This window comes from Acidovorax sp. LjRoot118 (genome assembly GCF_964253575.1).
GTDB lineage: Bacteria > Pseudomonadota > Gammaproteobacteria > Burkholderiales > Burkholderiaceae_C > Acidovorax.
This window is the reverse complement of record NZ_CAXURB020000001.1, coordinates 6,412,338-6,436,117: the sequence shown is the minus strand read 5'-3', so window position 1 is coordinate 6,436,117 and position 23,780 is coordinate 6,412,338. Positions and strand designations below refer to the sequence as shown.

Here is a 23,780-nt window from a genome sequence, read left to right as displayed (position 1 = left end):
CAATAGGGGGGCATGCCACCATTGCCGTCCCACGAAAGCACGCGCAGCGTCGCACCCGAACCCGCCCCCACCAACGTGAGGGCCGGCACTGCGCAGGGAACCACAGAAGAAGCCACAGCCGCCCAGCCCGGTCCGACCGCCGAGCAGCGGGCCTCGCTGTCCACCCTGGCACCACTCTCGGTGCCCGTGTTCCGCATGCTCTGGCTGACCTGGGTGGCGGCCAATACCTGCATGTGGATGAACGACGTGGCGGCCGCCTGGCTCATGACCTCGCTCACCACCTCACCGATCCTGGTGGCGCTGGTGCAGTCGGCCTCCACCCTGCCGGTGTTCCTGCTGGGCCTGCCCAGCGGCGCGCTGGCCGACATCCTGGACCGGCGGCGCTACTTCATGGCCACGCAGTTCTGGGTGGCCGCCGTGGCGCTGGTGCTGTGCGCGGCCGTGCTGGTCGGCGGCATGACGGCGCCACTGCTGCTGGGGCTGACCTTTGCCAACGGCATCGGGCTGGCCATGCGCTGGCCGGTGTTCTCCGCCATCGTGCCCGAGCTGGTCAGCCGCGCCCACCTGCCTGCGGCCCTGGCCCTCAATGGCATCGCCATGAACGCCTCGCGCATCATCGGCCCGCTGGTGGCCGGCGCCATCATCGCCAGCGCCGGCAGCGCCTGGGTCTTCGTGCTCAACGCGGTGCTGTCTGTGGGCTCGGGCCTGGTGATCATGCGCTGGAAGCGCGACCACGTGCCAAGCCCCCTGGGACGCGAGCGGCTGCCCAGTGCCATGCGCGTGGGCCTGCAGTTTGTGCGCCAGTCGCCGCGCATGCGCGCCGTGCTCTGGCGCATCTCCATCTTCTTCCTGCACGCCACCGCCCTGCTGGCCATGCTGCCCCTGCTGGCCAAGGGCCTGGAGGGCGGCGGCGCGGGCACCTTCACGCTGCTTCTGGCATCCATGGGGGCGGGGGCCATCGTGGCCGCCATGTTCCTGCCGCGCCTACGCCAGGCCATGCCGCGCGACGTGCTGGTGCTGCGCGGCACCCTGCTGCAGGCGGCAGCCACTGGCGTGATGGCCGTGGCGCCCAATGTCTACGTGGCCGTGCCCGCGATGCTCGTGGGTGGTATGGCCTGGATCACCACGGCCAACTCGCTCAGTGTGTCGGCCCAGCTGGCGCTGCCCAACTGGGTGCGGGCACGCGGCATGTCCATCTACCAGATGGCCATCATGGGCTCGACCGCCCTGGGCGCTGCGGTGTGGGGCCAGGTGGCCACGCTCACCAGCGTGCACACCAGCCTCGCGCTGGCCGCCGTTACGGGCACCATTGCCATGGTGGTCGTGCAGCGCCTGGTGGCCGACCGCAGCATCGAGGAAGACCTGAGCCCGTCCCAGGCCTTCAAGGCCCCCGTGGCGCCCACCCCGCCCGAACGCGGGCATGTGGTGGTCACCATCGAGTACTTCATCGACCCCGCACGCGCCACCGACTTCCGCGCGCTCATGCAGGAAAGCCGCCGCAGCCGCCTGCGCCAGGGCGCGCTCTCGTGGCAGCTGCAGCACGACATCGCCGACCCGGCCCGCTACATGGAGCAGATCGAGGACGAATCCTGGACCGAGCACCTGCGCCGCTTCGACCGGGTCACCGCCTCCGACGTGGCGCTGCGCGAACGCAAGCTGGCCTTCCACCTGGGCGACGCCCCACCTGTGGTCTCGCGCTTCGTGGTGGAGCGCTGATCTCTCGGTCTGCTTGCGGCGTTATGCCCCGCCCTGCGCAGCCGGCCTGAAACTGCGCCGCAGAACCCCCTGCAGCATGGAGCGCAGCAGCGGCAGCAAGGGGTCGGCCGGGGCAGGCCCGGCCTTGAGCGCCCCATCCAGGGCGGCCCCGTGCACGGCCACGGTCGCCGTCACCTCGGCACACCAGCGTTCTGCGAGCCGAGCAGACTCCTGCACCGGCACGCGGGCCTGGTGCGCGATGACCAGGTAGCGGGTGCAGGCCGCTTCGGCAATATGCCGCAACACCTCCTCGGCCGCGCCCTTCTTCTGGAAACTGCGCAACACCCAGGCGGTGGTGCCGCCGAGCAGCGCCCCCAGGGCCGTGCCGGCCCCCAGCGTCATGCCGCTAGAGCCTATGTCGATCAGCGCTCCAACCTTGGCACCCGCCGCAGCGCCTGCGGCGGCGCCGGCGGATGTGCCAAGGACCATCGCCGTTCCATCCGCCTTGCGCGCTGGCACCCCATGGGGGCCAGAAGGCGCCGGCCCTTGTGGCACGGCACCATGCCCATGGAGCGACCACAGCACGGCATCAAGCGCCTGCACCTGCTGCGCATAGCGCGCGGCATGGTCATTCGCGCCCCCACCCGCGCTGAGGCTGGCAACAGCGCGCAGGTGCTGCGCCAGGGCCTGCAGCGATGTTTCAAAGCGCTCTTCATTGCGCGCCACCCAGGCCTGGCGCAGCCTCCCCAGCGCCGGCTGGTGCCGGGGCAGCAAGGCGCCCAGGCGGTCGAACAGCGCCGGCTCCAGCACCCAGCTCTCGGCGAACTCCTGCCAGCGCAGTTCCAGCAAGGGCGCTGCCTGCCAGGCAGGGGGAACAGGTGCGCCACCCGGCACGCTGCCCCAGGCCAGTACCGCATCGACCGGCTGGCTGTCGGCGGTTCCGGCGGCGTCAACGAAGCGAAGGCGATCACCCTGCGCACTGTGCACCACCCCCTGCTGCGCGTGCCAGGCCACAATGCCGTGCAGGGCGGTGGCTTGCGCGGCGTCCGAGGACTGCAGCCCGACAAGGATGTCGCTCGGCATCCCCTGGCGCACCGTGTCGAAGGCACTGTCCTGCGGGTCGATGCGCAATGACCGGGTCAGCCGGGCCTGTTGCCAGCGCGCCCAGGCCACCAGGGCCAGCCGAGGCAGCACCACGACGAGGGCCAGCAAGCCCACGTACATCCACACCCAGCGGCTGCCTGCGACGCCTTCGCCCGCAAAGTCCTGGGTGGCGGCGATGTCCTGCAGCGAGAACGGGGCTAGGCCGACCAAGGCGGTGAGCGGCCAGAAAAGCACCGTGACGATGGCGTGCACATGCCCGGCATCGAGGAAGGTGCTTTCCCAGCCGAACTGGTAGCGAACGACCAGACCCCGCAGCAGCAGCGAGGACGCGATCCCCGCTGCCCAGGCCGCCGCACACAGGTGCAACACGCCTGAAGTGCGCTGCGCGAAGAGTCCTGCGGTGTGGGCGAACCATCGCTGATGGAATTGCGCCGCGATGCGGGCCGTCAGGCTCCGCCGCCCCGCGCGTGCGCTGGGCGCGCATACCCAGTGGCACAACGCCGGCATCGCCCGCATCACCCGCTCGCCACCGGTCGGTGGACGCGCGGCACGGTAGGCGAGCAAGCAATACAGGGCCAGGTTCCAGGCAAGCACCAGCAGCAGCGGGGCCGAGAGCAGGTCCACGCGGTGCGCGTTGGCGATGCGGTCGATGGCCAGCCCCAGCAGCAGGGCGGCCAGGGGCAGGGCGCGGGCCAACCACTGCAGGCGCACACTGGGCCGCTCCAGCGCCGCAATGGCGGCGTCCCTGCCACTGGCACGCGCGACGATGGCGGCAGTCCGGTCGAGCACAATGTCGCCCACGTCCACGCGCTGCACGCCGCGCTCGCGGGCCGCAGCGATGGCGCTGCGTGTGGCATCGTCGATCTCGGCCTGGCCGATGAGCGTGCGCTCGGTGTCGACATGCTCGATCGCCTGGGCCAGCACCACAGTGCGCAGTTGCTGCTCGGTCACGCGCATGCCGCTTTATCCCCCTTGGTTGGAGCGGGGCAAGGCATGGAGATGCCTATTTGGGCCAGAGCACCCACAGCCGCAGCCCCTGCTTGAGCCGGCCGGCGATGTCGCCGGCCTCCTGCCCCCAGCCCGTGAAGTAGTCGGCCCGCACGGCGCCCAGGATGGCGCTGCCCGTGTCCTGCGCCAGCACCAGCCGGTTCAGTTGCACCTGCGGCCCCGTGGAGGCCAGCCACACGGGCGTGCCGTAGGGAATGCTCTGGCGGTCCACCGCGATGGAGCGGCCCGGCGTGAGCGCCACACCCTGAGCGCCCTTGGGACCGAAGCCGGCTTCCATGCCGTCGAGCGTTTCTTCGCGGAAGAACACGTAGCGCGGGTTGGCCCAGAGCAGCTCATTGGTGCGCTGCGGGTTCTGCGCCAGCCAGGCGCGGATGCCGGGCCAGGTGGCGTCGCGCGTGGCGCCCTGGTCCAGCAGCCAGCGGCCCACGCTCTGGTAGGGCTGGTCGTTGGTGCCGGCGTAGGCCACGCGCACCAGGGTCACCGAGCCATCGGGCTCGGCCACGCGCAGGCGGCCCGAGCCCTGGATGTGCAGCACCATCGATTCGACCGGGTCGCGCAGCCAGGCGATGGCACGGCCCTGCAGCGCGGCTTGCGCCTCGGGCAGCGTGTCGATCTGCTGGCGCGTGTACCAGGGCTTGCGCGCACCATGCCCCGCCGGCAGGCGGTACACCGGTACGGTGAAGCCGTTGCCGGGCTGGCGCGCGGCGTCGATCATGGGCTCGTAGTAGGCGGTGAGCAGGCCCTCGGGGTTGCCCTCGGCCGACTCCACGCGGTAGGGCTGCAGCCGCGCCACCATCCAGGCGCGCTGCTCCTCGGGCGTGGCAATGCTCAGCTGGCGTACCTCGCCGCACAGCAGCGTGAACTGCGGCGCGGGGCGCTCGCAGCTCTTGATCCAGGCGTTCCAGGCCTCGTGCAGCGCATCGTTGGCAAAGCCCGGCAACTCGGCCCAGCGCACCGGGATCCAGCGGCTCTTGGGCTGTGCCATGGCGGGCGGCAGGGGACCGTTGTCTCCCGGAACGAACACGGCGCCGGGCACGGGTGCGGGAAAGATGGCCCCAGGCGAAGAGGGGCTTGTGGGGGCAGGCCGGGAGGCACAGGCGGCCAGCGTTCCTACAATCAGCGCCGTCATCACAAGGCGCAGGAGTGTCAATTTCATGGGTCTGATTTTGCTTGAAGCGCTGCTGGCGCTGGTGGTGCTGGTGGCCATTGTCTGGTGGACCATGTTTTCGGGGCGCCGCAGCGGCGAACTCAAGGCCCCGGAACCTGAGGAAGGCAAGGACGCCAGCGCGCCGACACCCAAGGACTGAACGCGGGTATCAATGCCCCAGGCGCAGCAGGTTGGCCAGCTCCACGGCTGATTTCACCTGCATCTTGTCGAACACGCGCGCGCGGTGCACTTCCACCGTGCGCACGCTGATGTCGAGCTGGTCCGCGATGAGCTTGTTGGGCAGGCCCGCCACCACCAGGTCCATCACGTCGCGTTCGCGCTCGGTCAGGTCCGCCAGACGCACCTGCAGGTCGCTGCGCTCGCGCAGCGCGGCCAGGTGGGCGGCTGATTGCGCCAGCGCCTGCTCGATGCGGTCCACCAGCGCGTTGTCGGAAAACGGCTTTTCGCAGAAGTCGAAGGCGCCGCGCTTGACCGCATCCACGGCGGTAGGCACATCGGCATGGCCGGTGAGAAAGATCACCGGCATGGTCGCCAGGTCGCCGCGCACGATCAGCAGGTCGAACAGCGCCAGGCCGCTCATGCCCGGCATGCGCACGTCCAGCAGCAGGCAGCAGGGCTGGCGCTGCGCCGGGCGCGACTGCAGCGCGGCATCGAAGGCTTCGGCGCTGTCGAAGGACTCGCTGGGCAGGCGGCGCGAGCGCAGCAGCCAGGCCAGCGCTTCGCGCACGCCCGCATCGTCGTCGACGATGTACACGGTGGCATTGGAGACGGGTTCCATCAGGAGGGTGCAGGTTGGTAGACGGGCAGCGTGAAGGTGAATACCGTACCACGCGGTTCGTTGGCGGCAAAACCGAGAAAACCGCCATGCTGCTCGATGACGGTGCGGCACAGGCTCAGGCCCAGCCCCATGCCCTCGGCGCGCGTGGTGAAGAAGGGGGTGAACAGGCGTTCGGCCACGTCGGGTTCGATGCCGGCACCCAGGTCGGCCACGGAGAACTCGATCCAGGCCTGGTGCGCGTTCGATGCGGCGCGGCGCGCCCGGATCTCCAGCACCCGCTTGGAGATGCCCGGCACGTCCATGGCCTGCATGGCGTTGCGCGCCAGGTTGAGCAGCACCTGCTCGACCATGGTGCGGTCGCACAGCGCAGCGGGCAGCTCCGGCTCCATCACGGTGTGGACCCGCACGCCGATCTTGCGCGCCTGCAGGCTCACCAGCGGCATGATGGCGTCGAGCAATTGCTGCGCCGTGACGGCCTCGCGCGCCTGGTCGCGGCGGCGCACGAAGTCGTGCACGCTCTTGATCACCTTGCCCGCACGCTCGGCCTGGCGCGCAATCTGCTGCATGGCCATGCGCACGTCCTGCAGGCTTTCGGGTGGCGGCACCTCACCCGCGCCAGCGGGTGCCTGCAGCAGGTTCATGGAGCCCGTGGCGTAGCTCGATATGGCCGCCAGCGGCTGGTTCAGCTCGTGGCTGAGCAGCGAAGCCATCTCGCCCACGGTGGCCAGGCGCGCCGTGGCCTGCAGGCGCTCCTGCGAGGCGCGCGAGAGTTCCTCGATGCGGCGCTGCTCGCTGATGTCGAGAAAGGCGCTCATCCAGCCGGTGTGCAGCCCCTGGGCATTGATCAGCGGCGCCTCGATGATGAGCACCGGAAAGCGCGTGCCATCCTTGCGCATGAACTCCGACTCGAAGCCTTCGCGCGGCGGCATGTAGCCGGCAAAGCGGATGGCCTGGCGCTGCTGGTATTCCTCCACGCGCTCGGGCGGCCAGTAGGGGGCCGATACGCTCAGGCCCAGCAGCTCCTGCGGCGCAAAGCCCACCATGTCGCAGAACGCCGGGTTGACGTAGGTGATGCGGCCCTCCAGGTCGCGCGCACGCAGGCCCGTGACCAGCGAATCCTCCATGGCCTTGCGAAACGCCAGCGCGTCCCCCAGGTCGCGCTCGGCGCGCAGGCGCCGGCGGTTGTCGCGCACCAGCACCACCATCACCGTGACCAGCGCGATGGACATGGCCGTGACCAGCGCCGTGAGCACGTTGGGGAACAGGCTCGGGGCGCTGTGCCAGGTGTCCATGCGCAGCACCAGGGTGGCGCCGGGCAGGTCCAGCAGGTGCGTGGCCGTGAACATGCGCGAGCCGCGCCGCGCCGCGCCCAGCACCGCCAGGCGCGTGCCGTCGGCCTCGGTGAAGGAAGCCTCCTGGCTGCGCGTGAGGCTGTGCCCCACCAGGTCTTCGAGCATGGCGTTGAGCGCATAGGTGGCCACCAGGAAGCCGGTGCTGCGCCCGCCCGACGTGATGGGCAGGCACAGCTCCATCATCTCCGAGCCCAGGCCGTCGCCATGCGGCTGGAAGTAGCTGCTGGAATACGCCGGCCCGCTCAGCCGGCGCGCATTGGCACAAGCCAGCGAGGCATCGGAGTGGGCGCTCTCGCGCGTGCCCCGGTCCCAGTACACGGGGCGGTACGGTGTCTGCACCTGCGAGCGCAGCCGCATGCCGGTGTCGCGCCACTCCAGGCGCACCAGTTCGCGGTGGCCGCGCAGCAGCTCGGAGGCATTCACCTCCCAGGCCAGGATGCCCGGGTCATCGGCATGCAGGGCCTGCAGGCTCTGCAGGTTGCGCGTGAGGGCCACGCGCACGTCCGAGACGGCGTCTGACGTGTCGCGTTCGAGCCGGCTTTGCACCTGGCTGGCTTCGTAGCGCCCGGCCAGCCAGACCACGGTGACCAGCATGGCCACCACCAGGGCCACCAGCAGCGTCCACAGCGACCAGCGCCGCCAGGCACCACGCCAGCGCTGCCACAGGGTTCGGCGCGGCTTGCTCACAGCACGCGGTGGCCCAAGGCAGGCAGCTGGCTGCGCACCTCGCGCAGGCGCGCCCTGGCCAGCGTGCCCAGGGCGATGCCGGCGCCCTCTGCGTGCAGCGCTGCGATCTCGCCCCAGGGGTCGACCAGCATGCTGTGGCCCCAGGTGCGCCGGCCGTTTTCGTGCACGCCGCCCTGGGCCGGTGCCAGCACGTAGGCCAGGTTCTCGATGGCGCGGGCACGCAGCAGCACCTCCCAGTGCGCCTTGCCCGTGGTGTGGGTGAAGGCGCTGGGCACCAGCAGCAGGTCGGCCCCGGCATGGGCATGGGCCCGGTAGAGTTCGGGAAAACGCAGGTCGTAGCAGACGCTCAGGCCCACGTGCCAGAGCTCGCCCTCGCGCGAGCGCAGCTCGAACTGCACCACCTCGTCCCCGGGCTCGATCACCCGGCTCTCGTGGAACTGGTCCTGGCCATTGTCGAAGTGGAACAGGTGGATCTTGTCGTAGCGCGCAACGCAGGCCCCCTCGGGGTTGAAGGCCAGCGTGGTGTTGCGCACGCGCACGGGGTCGTTGCCGCGCAGCGGCAGGGTTCCCCCCACCACCCACAGGCCGAGCTCGCGCGCCGCCCGTGCGAGAAAGTCCTGGATCGGCCCCTCGCCGGGCGACTCCTGCAGCGCCAGCTTGTCCGTGTCCTTCCGGCCCATGATGCAGAAGTATTCGGGCAGCACGGCCAGCTCGGCGCCGCCCCGCGCTGCCTGCTCCAGCAGGGCCCGCGCCGCAGCCAGGTTGTCGTCGAGGTGGGTGCCGGAAACCATCTGCAGGGCGGCGACTTTCATGAGGGTTCTCCGGTTCGGGGGGCGGGAGGTGGCGGCCCGGTGTCCGCCGTCGTGCCCGACACGCGGGTGCGCCGGGGCACGCGCACCACGCGCGGGTCGGACCAGGAGCCATCGATGCGGAACTCCTGGGTCGCCGCCTCGATGAGAGGGCCGCGCAGGAACACCTGGGCCAGGAAGCTGCCCAGGCCGATCACCGGGTTGATGGCGGTCGCCACCAGCGAGGCCGTCATGGCATTGATCTCGGGCACCACCACCACGCGCAGGTCCTGCGTTTCGCGGTCGATGTCGGCACTGCCCTCCATCAGCACGGCGGCGTTCACGCCCTTCATCTGCAGGTTGTTGGTGGTGGCCACGCCCTGCTCGATGCGCAGGTCGCCGCGCACGAAGTCGAAGGCAAAGCCTTCGCTGAAGACATCGCGGAAGTCGAGCGTCAGGCGCCGCGGCAGCGACTGCAGGCTGAGCACGCTGAGCAGCTTGGCCAGGCCGGGATCGGCCTTGAGGAACTGGCCGGCCTCGATGTTCACGTTGACCAGCCCCGTCATCGAGCGGTAGTCGGGGCTGAAGGGTGCGCCCACCCAGGCCACCTGGCCTTCCATGCGGCCCTTGCCGCGCCGCAGCACGCCCGGCATGGCAAAACGCGCCAGCAGGTCGCCCGAATCGCGGATGTCAAGCCGGAAATTGAGCACCGTGCGCCGCTCGCCGGCCCCGCCCCCCGCCATCCGCACCTGGTTGAGCAGCGCCCAGTTGCCGCTGGCCGTCAGGCTGCCTTCGGGCGAGGTGATGTTGAACTTGGACAGGCGCCACTCGCGCGGCGTGGTGTCGCTGCCCCGGTTCTGGGCATCGATCTCCACCCGGCCGAGCTTGCGGCCGCGCAGCTCGAAATCGTCGACCACGATGTCCAGCGCGGGCAGCGACCCCGGCTGCTCCTCCAGCAACGCCTCGACCTGGTTGGCATCGCTCTGCGGCATGTTCAGGCGCGACAGGCGGGCGAACAGCCGCCCGTTGCCCGAGTCGCCGCCACCGCCTTCGCGGAACTCCACGAAGCCGCTGAGCTCGCTGGCGTCGATGTTGCCCTTCCAGACCGGGCCGTCGCGCTGCCCGCCCGCCACCACGTTGTGCAAGGTGCGCCCTTGCGCCGACAGCTCCTTGGCGCGCAGCGCCACGGTGGTGGGCAGGTAGTCCAGCGTGGTGCTGGTCAAGGTGGAGGGCGTGCCTGGGGTGCGCGCTGCACTGCCTGCCGGGCCCGGCGGGCTGAGCAGGTCCTCCCAGGCGTCGATGTCCAGTTTGGCCAGTTGGATGTTGGCCGTCACCCCTTCGCTGGGCATGGGCGCCGACTCCCCGGGCGCCAGCCCCACACCAATGGCCCCGCGCAGCACACGCGGCTGGGTGCCGCCCAGGTCGCGGTGGTAGGTGGCCGAGCCCAGGGCCCCCAGGTCCAGCATGATCTGGTCGCGCAGCGGAGGTGGCGTGCCCGCGGCGGTCACCGTGCCTGTCAGCGACTCGCGCGCCAGCGAGTTGTCGTAGCGCAGCGGCAGGCTGGCCTCGGCCGTCTTGCCCAGCGGCGCCGGCAACGCCAGCGCCATGCCCTGCAGGGTGGTCGTCACCTGCACCTCGGGCACTCCACGGCGAAAGGCCAGTGCCAGCGTGTAGGGCGCGCTGCCCGTGGCCCGGCTGGCCAGTTGCGACAGCAGCCCCATCTGCGGCGCCTGCTGCAGCCCCTCGGCCGTGGCCGTGCCCTGCGCACGCAGCTGGATGGCCGCCTCCGTGGCCGGGGCATTGACAGCCAGGGCGCGCATGCCCCCTTCCAGCCGCACATCGCCGCCCAGCGCCCGGGCCTGCACGCCGACCAGCGAAAACCCCGTCTCGCTGAACTGCACCGCGCCGCGCGCACGGCCGAGCATCGGCGTGTCGGGGGTGATGCGCACGTCGTTGCCGGCCAGGGTAATACCGCCCTGCACCCGGGATTTGTCGATGTTGATGATCGGCAGGGTCAGCTTGAGCTGGAGGTCGGCCAGGCCGGTGCCGCTGGCCTGCGCCAGGGCATTGCCCGTCAGGCGCGAGAGCGGCGAGGTGTTCACCACGCTGAGCAGTTCGGACAGCGGACCGCGCGCATCGGCATTGACACCGACCACGGTGTGCGACAGATCGGGGATGGAGGCCTCCACCCGCGACACGCGCACGCCGGACGTGCCTGCAAAGCTGCCGCTGGCGCCGCGCACCTGCATGGACGAGCGCTCGAAAATCAGCTCACCCTGCAGTTGCGTGAGCGCCGGCCAGCGCAGCGGATCGTTCGGGTGCAATTGGGGGGGCACGAAAGCATAGGTCACGTCCTTGACGCGCGCGGCAATGCGGAATTCGCCCAGGCGCGGGTCGTTGAAGGGCAGGTCGTGCAGGTCGCCCTTGACCTTGAAATCGACCCCGCTGGCCGTACCGGCCACCACGCCGTCGCGCACGTAGTGGCGGGCATCCTCGGGGATGGACAGTGGCAGGTAGCGGTGCACGCGCGTGCCGTCGGCGCGCGTGAGCTTGCCCGACAGGTCCAGCACCCCCGGAAATCGCGAGCGGTGCGGTGGCTTCGTCGCATCGGCGGTATGCCAAGTGGCCCGCGCCTCGCCCTGGGCATCGGCATTGGCGAACTTCACGTCATTGACCTGCACCGCGATGCGCTCGCCCTCCAGTTGCCAGCGCACCTCGGCGCTCAGGCGGTCCAGCGGCAGCAGGGGGTCTTCGAACACACCGGGCAGCAATAGGGCACCGGATTCGATGGCGAGCTGGGCCTTGCCGCCGCCCTGCGTCATGTCCAGGTCCACCGTGGCACCGCGCAGCCCCAGGCTCTGGGCGGCCCCGTTGTTCAACTCCCCCGCCAGCGCCAGGCCCTGGATGCGGCCGCGCAGCTGGTACTGCTGCAGCGCATCGAGCGGGCCCTTCCAGTTGGCCTGGATCTCGTTCACCAGGCCCTTGGGTGCGTACTGGCGCAAGGCGTCGTGGGCGGTGCTGCCCAGGGGCAGGCGACTGGCGATCTGCGCCAGGGCTGCCAGCTCCAGCCGGTCGGCACGGAAATCGCCCTGCGCGGGCACGTTGGCTGTGGCATCGGTGTACACCAGCTTCACGTTGCCCCCGGGCCAGCGCAGGCCGTCATCGGTGGTGAACTGCAGGCCCTGCGTGGAGAACTCGAAGCCGCCCTTGAGCTGGCGGCCCCCCAGACGCCCGGCGATGGAAGGCAGCACCAGGGGCTCCAGTCCCAGGCCCAGGGTGGCGTTCACGTCCGCCAGTGCCAGGTCGGCCGTGCCGCCCACGATCTGGCCGCTCTTCACGTCGGCCCAGGCCCGCAAGGCGCCACGGCCCTGGGCCACATCCACTCCCAGGTCCGCATGGTGGCGCAGCCGGGATACGTCCACCCGCGCGAAGTCGGCGTAGACCTGGCCGTTCCAGTGCTGCCAGTTGCCGTCGCGCGCGCGCAGCAGCGGCGCGCGGAACAGGCCGACCAGGGTGAAGCGGTCGCCCCAGTCGGGCGGCGGCGTGGCGTCCACGCGCATGCGGTGGCTCCAGTTGCCGTTGCGCACCAGCAGATCCACATCGGTGAGCGCCAGCTGCGGTGCGTTGCGCATCTCGTCGGTCCAGCGCAGGGTGCCGCCCTTGATGAGCACCTCGCCCTGCGAGAAGAACCAGTCCGCCGCGCTGCTGCTGTCGCTGCCGCTGTCCTTCATGGCCAGGCCCGCCACGGTGATGCGGCCGTCGCTGGCGCGGCGGATGTCCAGGTCCGGCTTCTCTATATAGAGCTGCTCGAAGCCGAAGTTCAGCAGCGAGCGCGGCGACAGGGCCACGACCACGCGCGGCAGGCGCAGTGCCTCGCGGCCGGCGCTGTCCAGCAGCGCCACATTCACCAGCTCCACGGAAGGGATCAGCCCCTCCGAGCGGGCGCTGATGGCCCCGATGCGCACGGGAACCCCTAGCGCCCGTGCGGCATGCGCTTCCAGCTGCGGGCGGAACTCGCCGATTCGCGGCACAATCCAGCCATGAAGGGCCCCCCAGGCGATGGTCAGCAGCAGCCAGAAGGCCAGCAGCAACCCCAGTGACCACCGCGCAAAGCCTGCCACTGTATTGAGCAGGCGTGAGGGGTGCGGGGTGGGATCGATCATGGTGGGATTGAATGTGGCAGGAATTATGACCCGCGGTTTCCTTGTGGGTTCAATGAGAACCAGTGTCCTTGTGTGTGCAGCAGCCCTTGGCCCCGTGCCCGAGGCCCTCTGCGGCACCCGCCACACCCATGTCCGTCACCATGCCCCTGCCCTGTAACGACCCCTTCCAGGACGGCGAACCGCTGGCCGGGCATTCCCGCTTCCTGCAGCGCCTGCACCGGCGCTACGGCAGTGATTTGACCCTGCTCCCCGCCGGGGCACCCCGGCGCGCGGCGATGGATGCGGTCTGCGACGCCCTGCTGGCACGCGGCAACGACACTGGCACCGCCCTGCGCGTGCTGCGCCAGCTGGTCATGGAACGCCTGATCCAGCTCGACTGCGATGGCCAGGCGCCGCTGTCCGACATCACCTGCGCCGTTACCGAGCTGGCCGAACTGGCGCTGGACCGCGCCTGCCGGCATGCCCGCCAGGAACTCGACACGCGCCACGGTGCGCCCCAGGGCCCCGAGGGCCAGGCCGTGCAGCTGTGGATCATCGGCATGGGCAAGCTCGGCGCGCGCGAGCTCAATGTATCGAGCGACATCGACCTGATCTACGTCTACGAGCATGACGGCGACACCGCCGGCACGCCCGACGGCCGGGGCAAGATCTCCAACCACGAATACTTTGCCCGCGCGGTCAAGGCCATCTACAGCCTGGTGGGCGACACCACCGAGCACGGTTTCGTGTTCCGTGTCGACCTGGCCCTCAGGCCCAACGGCAACTCCGGCCCTGCAGCGGTCTCGCTGGCAGCGTTGGAGGAATACCTGCAGGTGCAGGGCCGTGAATGGGAACGCTTTGCCTGGCTCAAGAGCCGGGTGGTGGCGCCGCGCGACTGCATTGCCAGCACCGAGGTGCAGGCACTGCGCGGCGTGGTGCTGCCCTTCGTGTTCCGCCGCTACCTGGACTACAGCGTGTTCGATGCGCTGCGCCTGCTGCACAGCCAGATCCGCGACCACGCCGCCAAGCGCAGCGCAGGCCATCCCGAACGCGCCAACGACGTCAAGCTCTCGCGCGGTGGCATCCGCGAGATTGAATTCACCGTGCAGCTGTTGCAGGTGGTGCGCGGCGGCCAGTTCCCCGAGCTGCGCCGGCGCCCCACGCTCGACGCCCTGCAGCGCCTGGCCCAGGCCGGCCTGATGCCACAGCCGACGGCCGATGCCCTGGCGCGGGCCTATGTCTTCCTGCGCCGCGTGGAGCACCGCATCCAGTACCTGGATGATCAGCAGACCCATGTGCTGCCCACGCGCGACGACGACCTGGCCTGGATCGCCCGCACCATGGGCTACCCCGACTGCTGCGCCTTCCTGCACGAGCTCGACGCGCACCGCGAGCTGGTGGCGCAGGAGTTCGACACCCTGCTGGGCGGCAACGGCAAGAAGCAGTGCAGCAAGGGCGGCTGCGGCGGCCCGCGCGCGGCCGCGCCCCCGCCACCCGAACTGGAAGCCTTGCTGGAGCAGTTGCCCCCCGGTTTCCGCGAGCGCGTGGCCGAGTGGCGCAACCACCCGCGCGTACAGGGGCTGCGCGACGAGACGCGTGCGCGCCTGTTCCGCCTGGTGCAGCGCACCGCCCAGTGGCTCACCGAAGGCCGGGTGACCGAAGAGGCCGCCGTGCGCATGGCCAACTGGCTCGAACCCCTGCTGCGCCGCGACAGCTACCTGGCCCTGCTGCTGGAACGCCCCTCCGTGCACGAGCAGATGCTGCACCTGCTGGGCGCCGCGCGCTGGCCCGCGCGTTACTTGCTGCAGCACCCCGGCGTGATCGACGAGCTGGTGGGCGACGCGCTGTTGGCCGAGCGCTTTTCGGTGGCCGATTTCGAGCGCGAGCTGGCCATGCGCCTGGCCTCGATCACCTCCACTGGCGAGGACGACGACGAGACCCTCTTGAACCTGCTGCGCCGGGCGCAGCACGCAGAGACCTTTCGCACGCTGGCACGCGACGTGGAGCACCGCATCACGGTCGAGCAGGTGGCCGACGACCTGAGCGCCCTGGCCGACAGCGTGCTGCGCGTGACCGCCCAGTGGTGCTGGAGCCGTCTCAAGACACGCCACCGCGAGGTGCCGCAGTTCGCGGTGATCGGCTATGGCAAGCTCGGCGGCAAGGAGCTGGGCTACGGCAGCGACCTCGATATCGTGTTCGTCTTCGACGACGACGACGAGCGCGCCCCCGAGGTGTATGCCGCCTTCGTGCGCAAGCTGATCAACTGGCTCACGGTGAAGACCGGCGAGGGCGACCTCTACGAGATCGACACCGCGCTGCGCCCCAACGGCAGCTCGGGCCTGCTGGTGACGCGCTTCGAGGCCTATGCCAACTACCAAGAGCGCCGGGGCAGCAACACCGCCTGGACCTGGGAGCACCAGGCCATGACGCGCGCGCGCTTCGTGATGGGCACGCCCGAGCTGGAAGCGCGCTTCGACGCGGTGCGCACCGCCGTGATCACCTCGGCGCGCGACCCGGCGCTGCTGCGGGGCGAGATCGTCGCCATGCGCGAGAAGGTGCGCCAGGCCCACCCCACGCGCGACGGGCAGTTCGACGTCAAGCACAGCCGGGGCGGCATGGTCGATGCGGAATTCGCCGTGCAGTGCCTGGTGCTTTCGCAATCGGCGGCGCACCCCGAGCTGGTGGCCAACGTGGGCAACATTGCCTTGCTGCAGCGCGCAGAGCAGGTCGGCCTGCTGCCGGCCGGCGTGGGCCACGCGGCGGCCGACGCCTACCGCGAGCTGCGCCGTGTGCAGCACCGCGCACGCCTGGACGAAGCCCCGACCCAGGTCACGCCCCCGGCCCTGCAGGCCGAGCGCGACGCGGTGCTGGCGCTGTGGACGGCAGTGTTCGGCAACGGCCATTGAGCCCCCGTTCCTGGCGGGCGGTAGCCTGTTGCCGATTGTCACGCTAATTTAAACACTTGTTTGAATTATGGTGGTTTAATCCACCGCCATGCGCTCCACCCCGCCCGTTTCCCAGCCTGCCGCCAAGCGCGCAGCGCGCCCCGCCCGTGCCGCGCGCAGCGATGGCGACGACACGCGCGCACGCCTGCTGCAGGCCGCACTGCGCTTGTTTTCCGAGAACGGCTTCGCCCGCACCTCGGTGCGTGCCATCGCCGTCGCGGCTGGCACCAACGTGGCCGCCATTGGCTACCATTTCGGCGACAAGGCACAGCTGTACACGGCCACGTTCTACGAGCCCTTTGGCAGCGGCAGCGACCTCATCGAGGTGTTTGCTGCGCCCGGGCTCAGCCTGCAGCAGGCCCTGCAGCACTACTTCACTGGGCTGCTGGAGCCACTCAAGCACGACGACCTGGTGCGGCAAGCCACGCGCCTGCATGTGCGTGAGCTGCTCGAACCCACCCACGTCTGGCCCGAGCTGATCGAGCGCGAATGCAAGGCCCCGCACATGGCGCTGGCACGCCTGCTGTGCGGGCACATGGATGTGCCCGAGATCGACGATGACATGCACCGCCTGGCGTTCTCGATCGGCGGGCTGGTCATGCTGCTGTGGACCCAGCGCGACGCCATTGAGGCTATCGCCCCCCAACTCGCAGGCCCCGCCACCGCGGACGCCTGGGCCGAGCGCCTGACCGGCTATGCCATGTCCATGATCCAGGGCGAAGTGGCACGCCGCCAGGCACTGCGCGAACAGCGCGGACACAACAACAAGGAGGAAGAGGAATGACATGGTTTGTTCGAACCCTGGGCGTGTGCAGCGTGCTGCTGCTGGGCGCCTGCAGCACCGCGCGGCCGCCCCAGGCGGTCCCGGTGCAGGCGCCTGCGGGCTGGGCAGCGCCCCTGCCGCATGGCGGACAGATGGCCGACCTGGCCCAGTGGTGGCGCCAATGGAATGACCCGGCCCTGGTGCCGCTGATCGAGGCCGCGCAGGGCATCAGCCCCAGCGTGGCCCAGGCCCGTTCGCGCCTGCTGCAGGCCCGCGCCACGCAGACCACAGCCCGGGCAGCCCTGCTGCCCACGCTCGATGCCCAGGCGACAAGCAGCCGTGGCGCCAACGCGCAGATCGGTGGCCTGGCCACCACCAGCCAGGCCGGCCTGCAGGCCGCCTGGGAAGTGGACCTGTTCGGCGGCGCCGCCGCTACGCGCGATGCGGCCAGCGAGCGGCTGGCCGGTGCCCAGGCCCTGTGGCACGAGGCGCGCGTGAGCGTGGCCGCCGAGGTGGCACTGCAGACCAGCAGCCTGCGCACCTGCCTGCAGCAGCTGGACGTGGCCGAGCGCGATGCGCGCTCGCGCTCCGAGACCTCGCGCCTGTCGGGCCTGAGCGAGCGCGCCGGCTTCACCGCCCCGGCCACCGCCGCCCTGGCACGCGCCAGCGCTGCCGAGGCCACGGCCCGCGCCTCGCAGCAGCGCATGCAGTGCGACGTGGAGTTCAAGACCCTGGTGGCCTTGACCGGACAGGACGAGGCCGCGCTGCGCCAGCTGATCACGGCCACGCCCGTGGTCCCGGCGCCCGACAGCCTGTTCGCCATTGCCGCCCTGCCAGCGCAGGTGATCTCCCAGCGCCCCGACGTCTACAACGCCGAGCGCGAAGTCGCCGCCGCCAGTGCCGAAGTGGGCAACGCCCAGGCCCAGCGCTACCCGCGCCTGTCGCTCAGCGGCAATATCGGCAGGGCCTGGGTCCGCACGGGTGGCACCACGACCGATGTGGACGCCTGGACCCTGGGCCCTCTGGCCTTGAGCCTGCCGCTGTTCGATGGTGGTCGCCGCGCCGCGCAGGTCGATGCATCCCGGGCGCGCTACGAGGAGTCGGTGGCGCTCTACCGCGCCCGCATCCGCCAGGCCGTGAGCGAGGTGGAGCAGGCCCTGGTGCGGCTGCAGAGCACGACCGAGCGCAATGCCAGCGCCCGCGCCGCGGCCGAGGGCTACCGCATCTCGTTCGACGCCACCGACGCGCGCTGGCGCGGCGGCCTGGCCAGCTTGGTCGAGCTGGAGGATGCGCGCCGCACGGCGCTGGCCGCGCAGAACGCGCTGCTGGCCCTGCAGCACGAACGCCAGTCCGCCTGGATCGCGCTGTACCGCGCCGCCGGCGGCGGCTGGGACAGCACGGCCCCCGACATGGCAGAAACCGCCCAGGCCGGCACCCGCTGACCCCGGCCCCTTATTTTCCTGACACCTTCCGCATGAACGGACCGCTTTCATGAACCAGTTCAAACTCTCCGCTTCCACGCTGGCCGTCGTTGCTGCCTGCGTCCTGGCTGCCACCGGCGCCCTGGTGTTCTCGGGCGCTTCGCGCGCGGCCGACGAGCCCAAGGCCAACCAGCCCCGTCCGGCATTGACGGTGACCACGGCCCAGCCCCAGCGCATCGCCGTGCCCCTGCGCCTGGCCGCCAACGGCAATGTCGCGGCTTGGCAGGAGGCCATCATCGGTGCCGAAAGCAATGGCCTGCGCCTGACCGACGTGCGCGTGAATGTGGGCGACGTGGTCAAGCGCGGCCAGGTGCTGGCCACCTTCTCGGCCGAGACCACACAGGCCGAAGTGGCCCAGGGCCGCGCCAGCGTGCTCGAAGCCCAGGCCACGGCCGCCGAGGCCGCCGCCAATGCCGAACGCGCGCGCTCGCTGCAGGCCTCGGGCGCATTGAGCCAGCAGCAGATCCAGCAGTACACCACCGCCGAGAAGACCGCCCAGGCGCGCGTGGAAGCGGCCCAGGCCCAGCTCAACGCGCAGCAGCTGCGGCTCAAATACACCCAGGTGGTGGCGCCCGACAGCGGCATCATCTCGGCCCGCAACGCCACGGTGGGCGCTGTGGTGGGCGCCGGCACCGAGCTGTTCCGCATGGTGCGCAAGGGCCGCCTGGAGTGGCGCGCCGAAGTCACATCGACCGAGATCGCGCGCATCCAGCCCGGCTCCAAGGTCAGCGTGACGGCGGCCAGCGGCACCACCGTGCAGGGCACCGTGCGCATGGTCGGCCCGACGGTGGACCCCCAGACCCGCAACGCCCTGGTCTACGTGGACCTGCCCGCCACGGCGATGGACACGCCCACGGATGCCAAGACCTCGCTCTCGGCCATCCTGCCCGGCATGTTTGCGCGCGGCGAGTTCGCACTGGGCAGCAGCGATGCCCTGACCATTGCGCAGGAAGCGGTGGTAGTGCGCGACGGCTTTTCGTACGTGTTCGCGCTGGGCAGCGACCAGCGCGTGCAGCAGCGCAAGATCCAGACCGGTCGGCGCGTGGCCGACCGGGTGGAAGTGCTGTCGGGCCTGGAGGCATCGACCGCTATTGCCGTGCGCGGTGCCGGTTTCCTGAACGATGGCGATCTGGTGCGCGTGTCCAACGCTGCGCCCGCCGCTGCCGGCGCCCCGGCCGCACCGGCCTCGGCCACCAAGTAAGAAGGAGCATTCACCATGAATGTGTCTACCTGGTCGATCAAGAACCCCATACCGGCACTGATGCTGTTCGTGCTGCTGACCTTCGGCGGCCTGCTGTCGTTCAATGGCATGAAGGTACAGAATTTTCCAGACATCGACCTGCCCACCATTTCGGTGACCGTGTCGCTGCCCGGAGCCTCGCCCGCACAGCTCGAAAACGACGTGGCGCGCAAGGTCGAAAGCGCGATCGCCACGCTGCAGGGCCTGAAGCACATCTACACCAAGGTGCAGGACGGCGGCGCCACCATCACCGCCGAATTCCGGCTGGAAAAGCCCACGCAGGAAGCGCTCGATGACGTGCGCTCGGCCGTGGCGCGCGTGCGCGGCGACCTGCCCGGCGACGTGCGCGACCCCATCGTGACCAAGATGGACCTGGCGGCCCAGCCGGTGCTGGCCTTCACCATCGCCTCGCGCCGCATGGACGACGAGGCCCTGTCCTGGTTCGTCGACAACGACATCGCCAAGAAGCTGCTTGCCGTGCGCGGAGTGGGTGCCGTGAACCGCGTGGGCGGCGTCGACCGCCAGGTGCACGTGGCGCTCGATCCCATCAAGTTGCAGGCGCTGGGCGCCACGGCGGCCGACGTCTCGCGCCAGCTGCGCCTGGTGCAGACCGAGAGTGCGGGCGGCCGCACCGACCTGGGCGGCAGCGAGCAGCCCGTGCGCACCCTGGCCACCGTGCAGTCGGCCCAGGAACTCGCGGGCCTCACGCTGTCCCTGTCCGACGGCCGCCATGTGCGGCTGGACCAAGTGGCCACCGTCTCCGACACCTTTGCCGATCCGCGCGCCATGGCCCTGCTCAATGGCAAGCCCGTGGTGGGCTTCGAGGTGGCCCGCAGCAAGGGCGCGAGCGAGGTCGAAGTGGGCGGCGCGGTGCAGGCGGCCCTGGCCGAGATGCGCGCCCAGCACCCGGACCTGGAGATCACCGAGGCCTTCAACTTCGTGACCCCCGTGCAGGAGGAATACGACGGCTCCATGCACCTCTTGTACGAAGGCGCGCTGCTGGCGGTGCTGGTGGTGTGGCTGTTCCTGCGCGACTGGCGCGCGACCTTTGTCTCGGCCGTGGCGCTGCCGCTGTCGGTGATCCCGGCCTTCATCGGCATGTACCTGCTGGGCTTCTCGATCAACGTGATCACGCTGCTGGCGCTGTCGCTGGTGGTCGGCATCCTGGTGGACGATGCCATCGTGGAGGTGGAGAACATCGTGCGCCACCTGCGCATGGGCAAGACGCCCTACCAGGCGGCCATGGAAGCGGCCGACGAGATCGGGCTGGCCGTGGTGGCCACCACGTTCACGCTGATCGCCGTGTTCCTGCCCACCGCCTTCATGAGCGGCATCGCCGGCAAGTTCTTCAAGCAGTTCGGCTGGACGGCGGCGCTGGCGGTGTTCGCCAGCCTGGTGGTGGCGCGGGTGCTCACGCCCATGATGGCGGCCTATATCCTGAAGCCCATCGTGGGCGAGCACAAGGACCCGCGCTGGATGGGCGTGTACCTGCGCTGGGCGGCATGGTGCATCAAGCACCGATGGATCACCTTTATTGCCACGGGTGCCTTCTTCATCGGCTCGCTGGCGCTGATCCCGCTGCTGCCCACGGGCTTCATCCCGCCGGACGACAACTCGCAGACCCAGGTCTACCTGGAGCTGCCGCCCGGCGCCACGCTGGCGCAGACCCGCACGGTGGCCGAGGATGCGCGCCAGCGCGTGGCGGCGGTGAACCACGTCAAGAGCGTGTACACCACCATCGGTGGCGGCTCGGCGGGCTCCGACCCCTTCATGGGCAGCGCCAACGCCGAGACGCGCAAGGCCACGCTCACCATCCTGCTGGCCGACAGGGGGGACCGGCCGCGCAAGCAGGGCATCGAGAACCAGATCCGCGCCGCGCTGGAGAGCCTGCCCGGCGTGCGCAGCAAGGTGGGCCTGGGGGGTTCGGGTGAGAAGTACGTGCTGGTGCTCACGGGCGACGACCCGCAGGCGCTGCAGACGGCGGCCCTGGCCGTCGAGAAGGACCTGCGCACCATCCCCGGCCTGGGCAGCGTGTCATCCACCGCCAGCCTGATCCGCTCGGAGATCGCCGTGCGCCCCGACTTTGCGCGCGCCGCCGACCTGGGCGTGACCAGCAGCGCCATCGCCGAGACCCTGCGCATCGCCACCGTGGGCGACTACGACGTGTCGCTGCCCAAGCTGAACCTGGCCTCGCGCCAGGTGCCCATCGTCGTCAAGCTGCAGGACGATGCACGCAAGGACCTGTCGCTGCTCGAACGCCTGGCCGTGCCCGGCGCCAAAGGCCCGGTGATGCTCGGCCAGGTGGCCACGCTGGAGTTCAGCGGCGGCCCGGCCGTGGTGGACCGCTACGACCGCGCGCGCAACGTGAACTTCGAGATCGAACTCTCGGGCCTGCCCCTGGGCGACGTGACCAAGGCCGTGGACCTGCTGCCGTCCATCAAGAACCTGCCGCCCGGCGTGCGCCAGATCACCATCGGCGACGCCGAGGTCATGGGCGAGCTGTTCGCCAGCTTCGGGCTGGCCATGCTCACCGGCGTGCTGTGCATCTACATCGTGCTGGTGCTGCTGTTCAAGGACTTCCTGCACCCGGTGACCATCCTGGCAGCGCTGCCGCTATCGCTGGGCGGGGCCTTCGTGGGCCTGCTGATCGCACAGAAGAGCTTCTCGATGCCCTCGCTGATCGGGCTCATCATGCTCATGGGCATTGCCACCAAGAACTCCATCCTGCTGGTGGAGTACGCCATCCTGGCGCGGCGCGAGCATGGCATGACGCGCTTCGAGGCGCTGATCGACGCCTGCCACAAGCGCGCGCGCCCGATCATCATGACCACCCTGGCCATGGGCGCGGGCATGCTGCCCATTGCCGTGGGCTTCGGCGCGGCGGATGCCAGCTTCCGCTCACCGATGGCGGTGGCAGTGATCGGCGGGCTGATCACCTCGACCTTCCTGAGCCTGCTGGTGATCCCGGCCGTGTTCACGGGCGTGGACGACGTGGGCCAGTGGTTCGGCCGCATGTTGCGGCGCCTGCGCGGCCTGCCGCCCAAGGCCCCCGCATCCAGGCCGCAGGAGGCGCCGGCGATTCCCTGACGACGGGGGCCCGTACGCGGGCCCCGAATCCGTGCAAAAAGGGCGCCAACCACCCGGGTTTGCGCCCTTTAACAGTGCCGGCACGGCGGGATAATGGCGTACCGCTATGAACCTCGTCACCATCAACGTCGATTCCATCCAGCTCGGCCACCCCCTGCCATTCGCGTTGCGGGGTTCCGACGGCGCGCTGCTGGCCCAGAAGGGCTTCGTGGTGCAGTCGCAGGATGAACTGGGCACCATGCTGGCCCGGGGCCGGCAGCTGTGCGTGGACGTGGAAGAGTCCGGCGAGAGCTACCGCGCCTACGTCGCCCAGCTGCAGCGCATGCTGCGGCAGGACACCAACCTCGGGCAACTGGCGTCCATCAAGATGACTGCCGGTGCCCAGGCCGCCCCGCGCGAGCGCGATGCCCCGCCCTATGTGGTGGACTGGCCCGCCCTGCAGGACCGCGCGACCCGGCTGCTGCGCAGCCCGCATGCCGCCGATTTTCCGGACCGCTTCCAGCCCCTGCATGCCGAACTGGCGCGCAACTGCGAACAGTCGCCCGATGCCACGCTGCTGGCGCTGATCTACCTGTCGGCGCAGGAGACGCGCATGTACAGCGGCACCCACGCCATGCTGGTGGCCTGCGTCTGCATGGTGGTGGCCAAGGAAATGCTGCGCTGGCCCCCGGCCCAGGTGCAGGTGGTGGGGCAGGCAGCCCTCTCCATGAACATCGCCATGACCGAGCTGCAGGACCAATTGGCCCAGCAGACCCAGCCCCTGACCTCGGCCCAGATCACCGCCGTGGAGGACCACGCGGCCCGCTCCGAAGCACTGCTGCGCGACCTGGGCGTGCACAGCGAGTTGTGGCTGGAGGCCGTGCGCCACCACCACCACCGCACCCCGGGTGGGTTCGGCCAAAAGAGCCCCGGCCTGCAGATGGCCCGGCTGATCCAGCGGGCCGACGTCTTCGGTGCCCGGCTGGCGCCGCGCGCTGCGCGCTCGCCCATGCCGGTGACCGCCGCCATGCAGGCCAGCTACTACGACGAGGAACAAAAGGTCGACGAGGCCGGCGCCGCCCTGGTCAAGGCCCTGGGCATCTACCCGCCGGGGGCCTTCGTGAAGCTCGCCAGCCAGGAAGTCGCCGTGGTGCTGCGCCGTGGCGCCAGCGGCACCACGCCGCGCGTGGCCGTGGTCACCAACCGGCTGGGCATGCCCACCGGTGAGCTGATACCCCGTGACACCTCCCAGCCCCAGTGGAAGATCGTTGGCGTGGTCGCGCACAAGGACGTGCGCGTCCAGCTGTCGCTCAACCGGCTGCTCCCCCTCGTCTGAGCCTGCGGCGCAGGCCGGCACCCGCAGGGCCTGCACGGCCACTGCGCCACACCATCCATTGCTGGACGGCACCTCTGCCCAGGTCCACCATGGCGGTCACCTTCCACCCCTTTGCGCGGCTGCCTGCCTGGCCGCTGGGGAGGCGCGCGCATCCGAAAGGTCCCGGGGCACGTACTACTGTGCAGGCAGGCGGCAATCGCAGCGCTGTGGGTTGGGTCCCCCGCGCC

The 23,780-nt window shown here is 70.3% G+C and carries 14 protein-coding genes; 8 read left to right on the top strand and 6 right to left on the bottom strand.

The window, feature by feature from the left end; translation table 11 throughout:
• Positions 1 to 12 precede the first annotated feature (12 nt).
• Complete coding sequence (locus tag ACSQ9E_RS30195; protein ID WP_436176096.1) at positions 13 to 1,716, top strand: MFS transporter; 1,704 nt, start codon at positions 13 to 15, stop codon at positions 1,714 to 1,716.
• Between the two features lie 21 nt (positions 1,717 to 1,737).
• Here the strand turns inward: ACSQ9E_RS30195 and ACSQ9E_RS30190 are convergent, their stop codons facing one another.
• The gene (locus ACSQ9E_RS30190; RefSeq protein ID WP_436219965.1) at positions 1,738 to 3,756 is read right to left on the bottom strand and encodes a DUF2868 domain-containing protein; all 2,019 of its coding nucleotides are present in this window, start codon (positions 3,754 to 3,756) and stop codon (positions 1,738 to 1,740) included.
• Positions 3,757 to 3,802: 46 nt separating this feature from the next.
• The gene (mltA, locus tag ACSQ9E_RS30185; RefSeq protein ID WP_200961078.1) at positions 3,803 to 5,029 is read right to left on the bottom strand and encodes a murein transglycosylase A; all 1,227 of its coding nucleotides are present in this window, start codon (positions 5,027 to 5,029) and stop codon (positions 3,803 to 3,805) included.
• On the opposite strand from mltA, the gene ACSQ9E_RS30180 reads away from it, so the two are divergent.
• On the top strand, positions 4,962 to 5,114 hold the full coding sequence (locus ACSQ9E_RS30180) for a hypothetical protein (RefSeq protein ID WP_164470713.1): 153 nt from the start codon (positions 4,962 to 4,964) through the stop codon (positions 5,112 to 5,114). The two genes, mltA and ACSQ9E_RS30180, sit on opposite strands and share 68 nt — an antisense overlap.
• A gap of 9 nt (positions 5,115 to 5,123) precedes the next feature.
• On the opposite strand, the gene ACSQ9E_RS30175 is transcribed toward ACSQ9E_RS30180, so the two are convergent.
• The 4 genes from ACSQ9E_RS30175 to ACSQ9E_RS30160 are packed head-to-tail and all read right to left on the bottom strand — an operon-like array spanning position 5,124 to position 12,743.
• Entirely contained in the window at positions 5,124 to 5,753 is a 630-nt protein-coding gene (locus ACSQ9E_RS30175; protein ID WP_057200647.1) for a response regulator transcription factor, read from the bottom strand.
• Positions 5,753 to 7,792: a two-component system sensor histidine kinase NtrB gene (locus ACSQ9E_RS30170; protein ID WP_057200646.1), complete on the bottom strand. Its 2,040-nt coding sequence runs from the start codon at positions 7,790 to 7,792 to the stop codon at positions 5,753 to 5,755. The genes ACSQ9E_RS30175 and ACSQ9E_RS30170 overlap by 1 nt, the downstream gene beginning before the upstream one ends.
• The gene (locus ACSQ9E_RS30165; protein WP_436219964.1) at positions 7,789 to 8,604 is read right to left on the bottom strand and encodes a carbon-nitrogen hydrolase family protein; all 816 of its coding nucleotides are present in this window, start codon (positions 8,602 to 8,604) and stop codon (positions 7,789 to 7,791) included. Before ACSQ9E_RS30165 ends, ACSQ9E_RS30170 begins: the two co-directional genes overlap by 4 nt.
• Entirely contained in the window at positions 8,601 to 12,743 is a 4,143-nt protein-coding gene (locus tag ACSQ9E_RS30160) for a YhdP family protein (protein WP_436219963.1), read from the bottom strand. The genes ACSQ9E_RS30165 and ACSQ9E_RS30160 overlap by 4 nt, the downstream gene beginning before the upstream one ends.
• Before the next feature lie 140 nt (positions 12,744 to 12,883).
• On the opposite strand from ACSQ9E_RS30160, the gene glnE reads away from it, so the two are divergent.
• The 6 genes from glnE to ACSQ9E_RS30130 all read left to right on the top strand — a co-directional run bounded on the left by glnE (position 12,884) and on the right by ACSQ9E_RS30130 (position 23,553).
• Positions 12,884 to 15,628 carry a bifunctional [glutamate--ammonia ligase]-adenylyl-L-tyrosine phosphorylase/[glutamate--ammonia-ligase] adenylyltransferase gene (gene glnE / locus ACSQ9E_RS30155; RefSeq protein WP_436220278.1) on the top strand — a complete coding sequence of 915 codons (2,745 nt, stop codon included), beginning with the start codon at positions 12,884 to 12,886 and terminating at the stop codon, positions 15,626 to 15,628.
• 88 nt (positions 15,629 to 15,716) lie between these two features.
• On the top strand, positions 15,717 to 16,451 hold the full coding sequence (locus ACSQ9E_RS30150; RefSeq protein ID WP_057200643.1) for a TetR/AcrR family transcriptional regulator: 735 nt from the start codon (positions 15,717 to 15,719) through the stop codon (positions 16,449 to 16,451).
• Positions 16,448 to 17,872 (top strand): efflux transporter outer membrane subunit, encoded by a 1,425-nt coding sequence (locus ACSQ9E_RS30145; RefSeq protein WP_057200642.1) that lies wholly within the window; start codon positions 16,448 to 16,450, stop codon positions 17,870 to 17,872. Before ACSQ9E_RS30150 ends, ACSQ9E_RS30145 begins: the two co-directional genes overlap by 4 nt.
• A 49-nt stretch (positions 17,873 to 17,921) precedes the next feature.
• Complete coding sequence (locus ACSQ9E_RS30140) at positions 17,922 to 19,112, top strand: efflux RND transporter periplasmic adaptor subunit (RefSeq protein ID WP_057200641.1); 1,191 nt, start codon at positions 17,922 to 17,924, stop codon at positions 19,110 to 19,112.
• Positions 19,113 to 19,127: 15 nt separating this feature from the next.
• Positions 19,128 to 22,238 carry an efflux RND transporter permease subunit gene (locus tag ACSQ9E_RS30135; RefSeq protein ID WP_057200640.1) on the top strand — a complete coding sequence of 1,037 codons (3,111 nt, stop codon included), beginning with the start codon at positions 19,128 to 19,130 and terminating at the stop codon, positions 22,236 to 22,238.
• Between the two features lie 106 nt (positions 22,239 to 22,344).
• Positions 22,345 to 23,553 carry an HD-GYP domain-containing protein gene (locus ACSQ9E_RS30130; protein WP_436219962.1) on the top strand — a complete coding sequence of 403 codons (1,209 nt, stop codon included), beginning with the start codon at positions 22,345 to 22,347 and terminating at the stop codon, positions 23,551 to 23,553.
• Positions 23,554 to 23,780: the final 227 nt, after the last annotated feature.

What these genes read in the sequence shown, in the direction of transcription:
- ACSQ9E_RS30195 (WP_436176096.1), top strand. Translation starts at nt 13, where the DNA reads ATGCCACCATTGCCGTCCCACGAAAGCACGCGCAGCGTCGCACCCGAA.
- ACSQ9E_RS30190 (WP_436219965.1), bottom strand. Translation starts at nt 3,756, where the DNA reads ATGCGCGTGACCGAGCAGCAACTGCGCACTGTGGTGCTGGCCCAGGCG.
- ACSQ9E_RS30180 (WP_164470713.1), top strand. Translation starts at nt 4,962, where the DNA reads ATGGGTCTGATTTTGCTTGAAGCGCTGCTGGCGCTGGTGGTGCTGGTG.
- mltA (WP_200961078.1), bottom strand. Translation starts at nt 5,029, where the DNA reads ATGGTCCACCAGACAATGGCCACCAGCACCACCAGCGCCAGCAGCGCT.
- ACSQ9E_RS30175 (WP_057200647.1), bottom strand. Translation starts at nt 5,753, where the DNA reads ATGGAACCCGTCTCCAATGCCACCGTGTACATCGTCGACGACGATGCG.
- ACSQ9E_RS30165 (WP_436219964.1), bottom strand. Translation starts at nt 8,604, where the DNA reads ATGAAAGTCGCCGCCCTGCAGATGGTTTCCGGCACCCACCTCGACGAC.
- ACSQ9E_RS30160 (WP_436219963.1), bottom strand. Translation starts at nt 12,743, where the DNA reads ATGATCGATCCCACCCCGCACCCCTCACGCCTGCTCAATACAGTGGCA.
- glnE (WP_436220278.1), top strand. Translation starts at nt 12,884, where the DNA reads ATGCCCCTGCCCTGTAACGACCCCTTCCAGGACGGCGAACCGCTGGCC.
- ACSQ9E_RS30150 (WP_057200643.1), top strand. Translation starts at nt 15,717, where the DNA reads ATGCGCTCCACCCCGCCCGTTTCCCAGCCTGCCGCCAAGCGCGCAGCG.
- ACSQ9E_RS30145 (WP_057200642.1), top strand. Translation starts at nt 16,448, where the DNA reads ATGACATGGTTTGTTCGAACCCTGGGCGTGTGCAGCGTGCTGCTGCTG.
- ACSQ9E_RS30140 (WP_057200641.1), top strand. Translation starts at nt 17,922, where the DNA reads ATGAACCAGTTCAAACTCTCCGCTTCCACGCTGGCCGTCGTTGCTGCC.
- ACSQ9E_RS30135 (WP_057200640.1), top strand. Translation starts at nt 19,128, where the DNA reads ATGAATGTGTCTACCTGGTCGATCAAGAACCCCATACCGGCACTGATG.
- ACSQ9E_RS30130 (WP_436219962.1), top strand. Translation starts at nt 22,345, where the DNA reads ATGAACCTCGTCACCATCAACGTCGATTCCATCCAGCTCGGCCACCCC.